This window comes from Hydrotalea sp. AMD, from assembly GCF_004100315.1.
Taxonomy (GTDB): Bacteria; Bacteroidota; Bacteroidia; order Chitinophagales; family Chitinophagaceae; genus Hydrotalea; species Hydrotalea flava.
In genome coordinates this window covers 1-3,408 of sequence record NZ_SCKY01000067.1, presented here as the reverse complement: position 1 = coordinate 3,408, position 3,408 = coordinate 1, and the positions used below count along the sequence as shown (strand labels likewise).

Here is a 3,408-nt window from a genome sequence, read left to right as displayed (position 1 = left end):
CAGTGCATTTGAATGAGCAAGCTCACATTCTTTATGAACGCTTCTCAAAAAGCCTGCTGGTTGTCCGCAAAATTTACAAGTCATATTTTTTCAAAGTGTTAGTGTTGGTCACGCCTTGCCTACAACGAAAGGGGCTTTGTGCAGGCAGGGCATTGTTGATTGTCCAGCCTGGAACTGAAGCCCAATAAAGAAATAAAAGTACAAGATAACAACTAAAAGCCCAACAGAATTCCGTCCAGCCCAAACCAAGTACAGCGATGCAAACAGCCGAAGTTTGAACGGCAACCCCTGCTTGCACAAAACCCCATGTTGGCAGCATGGGCTTTTGTCTGTCAGTTAAATGATTGTCTGAACTCCAAAGGCGAAAGTCGTGTCTTTGCTTTGAATAGCTTGCTGAACGATTGCAAATGTTCAAAACCTAATTCATAAGCAATTTCGCTTATTGTCAAGTCTGTTGTAGATAATTTTTCTTTGGCTTTTTCAATAAGTTTGTCGTGAATGTGCTGTTGCGTATTTTGCCCTGTCAATACGCGTAATAAACTGCTTAAATAGTTAGACGAAACATTTAATGTTTCGGCAATGTATTGAACAGAAGGCAAACCTTTTGAAATTAAATCATCACTATTAAAATAATCAGTCAATAATTTTTCTAAGCGCTCCAAAATTTGGTGATTGTTTTTTTTGCGTGTAATAAATTGTCGTTGATAAAACCTCTCGGAATAGTTCAGTAAAGTTTCAATTTGAGAAATGATAATACTTTGACTAAACTTGTCAATATTGGAATTATATTCCTTCTGAATGTTTTCTATAATTCCGTTGAGTGTTTTTTCTTCGTCATCTGATAAAAAAAGGGCTTCATTTACAGCATAATTAAAAAACTCATATTGCTTAATTGTTTTAGCAAGCGGTGTATTCCAAATAAAATCAGGATGAATTAGCAATAGCCATCCTGTATGATGTGGGCCAGTTTTTTGTTGGGCATGCTTAATGCTGAAAACCTGATTGGGCGATAAAAAGAACAAAACACCCGAATCAAAATCATATTCTTGTTGCCCATAAATTATTTTGGAATTGGTGGTCCGTTTCAGTGAAATGGAATAAAAATCCTGAACAGTACTTTCTTGGTTTTCGTTTGAACTGCGTTTAATAAGACTGAAATCAATCACGCTGATTAAAGGATGTTTAGGCTTTGGCAAACCCCGTAGTTGATGAAACTCATTAATCGTTTTAATCCTGTATGGCTTTTTGTTTTCCACGTTCCGAAAATAATTATTGTTGGTTATAAGCCGCAGCAAATTCTTTTGCAAAATCTTCTACCTTTATTTTACCCATTATTCCAGGCTTGTTTAATTCATAATCTTCGCCCATTGCGCCACTATGGATACTTGCATTCAAATCAACAAGGTCAGCCGCAATACTTGCAGGAATTCCGTTTTTTATCATTCCTTCTTTTGCCTGTTCGTCTGTAATGAGCAACCATTGCAAATCAGGTTTACCAATGGCATTACCTATAATTTTAGCCGTTTCACTGGCGGTTTTTTCATCACTTGCCACATAGCGAACATTGCTGCCTGTTATCAATTTTTTTTGTAATTCTTCCGCAGCCGCCGCAGCAATATCAGTTGGATGCGCCCATACAATTTTGTCATCGCAACCATAGTTTCTGCTGATAAAACCTGCTTTCTTGATTGCGTTTATAAAGCTAAATAAATTATAGAAAATAGAGCCTGCACGTAGATGTGTAATAGCAACGTTTGATAATTTGTTTAGAATTACTTCTACATTGTGAGAACCGAGTATAACTCCTGTTCCCTTTTCTAAATGTGCGCCCCAACTGCTAAGATGAACCACACGTTTAACACCTGACTGTTCAATTGCCTGCGCATAATTATTGCCAATTCTTATGTAATATGCCACTTGATCAAGTGCTGCAAAATTTGGTGGTATCATACAATACACGGCATCTGCATTTTTAAAAGTAGCTATTAGAAAATCTGCGTTTTCCAATGAACCTATTGCAGATTTTGCACCTAATGCTTCGATGTCTTTTTGTTTATCGGCTTTACTGCTGATAATTGTTATAGAATGTCCTTTTGCTATCAATTCCATTGCAAGCGGTTTGCTGATGTTGCCTAAAGAGCCAGTTAAAATGATATTCATATTTCTGTATTTTTTATTGGCCAAAGGTCAGCAACAAGCACAAAACAGATTTATCCTAATCCGTTTTTGTTTTAGCCAAAATGAAATAGGTAGTGTCTTTGGCAGTAAGAAAGAATGATTGACTGTCCGTGATAACTTTTTTTAAAGGTCAGCGAAGGTATGTCTCAGGAAAAGTGTTGAGTAGCGATATGCTGTTTTAATTCGGTTGTGTCAGTCAAATAGCGAACAATCAGAAGTCAACCCATTAATGACTTAATCAAGCATCGTCAGACTTTGCGGTCGTTTAGCCTTGCTGCCAACGAATCGGTATTTGCGATGGCAGGATATTCTGTGTTCCGTCACGCTGATACCGAAGCTAAATTGAAAAATTTAAAGTTGAAAATATGATTTATTGTTCGTTAGATAACGTCAAGCCCGAACCGCCTCCGATTAAAGTTATGCAGCACAACTGCGGCTTGTCAAGCCCTGCTATTCGCAAATACTTTTGTTGTGCGTTCGGCTTTTTGTCCAACGTGAATTTTATTATGGTTTGTCAATCGCTAATTAAGCCTGTAACGACTGCGAATTGTCAAACGAAATTTAACCGATAGTCGTTCAGGTAAAAAACTAATGTCTGAACAAAAAAATGAACCAAAATTTAAAGAACAAACAAACAAAGAATTGTTTGAGGAACTTTGGGAACGTGGCTATTTTGTAATGAAACTTACTCGTGACGGAGATGATGATATTGATTATTTAGTGGTGTCCACATTGCCGCCTAAAGATGAAGTTCCTATTGACCACAACGCCAATTAAGGTTGTCGCCTTTTTTCGCATTGTTGTCCCAATACAGAGGTTGTAAATTATTAATTTCATCACCGCCTCCGTTGGCAACTGGATTTATATGGTCAATTTCCCAACCATAATTTGAATTACGATTACCATGTTCAGAATATTGCATAGCGTGTCCACATTTGTCTCTGCGATAAATGTTGGAATCATAGCCATCAATGGTTGCGCCTTTTGTCCATACAGCTTTTTTCTGTTGTTCTGTCCATGCGTTACCAACTCTGTCGGTATTTGGTTTACGAGCCATAAAATGTTTTTTTTGAAAAGGTTTAAAAATTACGAAGCGTCTAAGCTTCTGACTAACGTAGAAATCGTTTAAGTTGTTAAAAGCCCCAGGTCATCATTAGTCAGTCCAAATTTATCTATTTGTTTTCGAATGCGTTTAACCAGGCCGAGCTTTCTTTTTTCATCGAGGAAAAG

General features: G+C 37.2%; 5 protein-coding genes. 2 read left to right on the top strand and 3 right to left on the bottom strand.

What is annotated here, in order from left to right; translation table 11 throughout:
- Positions 1-188 (top strand): hypothetical protein (locus EO766_RS17940; RefSeq protein WP_287101759.1); only part of this gene is annotated, 188 nt, incomplete at its 5' end.
- A 144-nt stretch (positions 189-332) separates the two neighbouring features.
- Here the strand turns inward: EO766_RS17940 and EO766_RS17935 are convergent.
- On the bottom strand, positions 333-1,256 hold the full coding sequence (locus EO766_RS17935) for a helix-turn-helix domain-containing protein (RefSeq protein WP_074419103.1): 924 nt from the start codon (positions 1,254-1,256) through the stop codon (positions 333-335).
- A 13-nt stretch (positions 1,257-1,269) separates the two neighbouring features.
- Positions 1,270-2,160: an NmrA family NAD(P)-binding protein gene (locus tag EO766_RS17930; RefSeq protein WP_074419102.1), complete on the bottom strand. Its 891-nt coding sequence runs from the start codon at positions 2,158-2,160 to the stop codon at positions 1,270-1,272.
- Positions 2,161-2,769: 609 nt separating this feature from the next.
- Between EO766_RS17930 and EO766_RS17925 the strand changes: the two genes are divergently transcribed.
- Positions 2,770-2,955: a hypothetical protein gene (locus EO766_RS17925; RefSeq protein ID WP_074419101.1), complete on the top strand. Its 186-nt coding sequence runs from the start codon at positions 2,770-2,772 to the stop codon at positions 2,953-2,955.
- On the opposite strand, the gene EO766_RS17920 is transcribed toward EO766_RS17925, so the two are convergent.
- Positions 2,933-3,235: an HNH endonuclease signature motif containing protein gene (locus EO766_RS17920; protein ID WP_074419100.1), complete on the bottom strand. Its 303-nt coding sequence runs from the start codon at positions 3,233-3,235 to the stop codon at positions 2,933-2,935. The two genes, EO766_RS17925 and EO766_RS17920, sit on opposite strands and share 23 nt — an antisense overlap.
- Between the last annotated feature and the right edge of the window lie 173 nt (positions 3,236-3,408).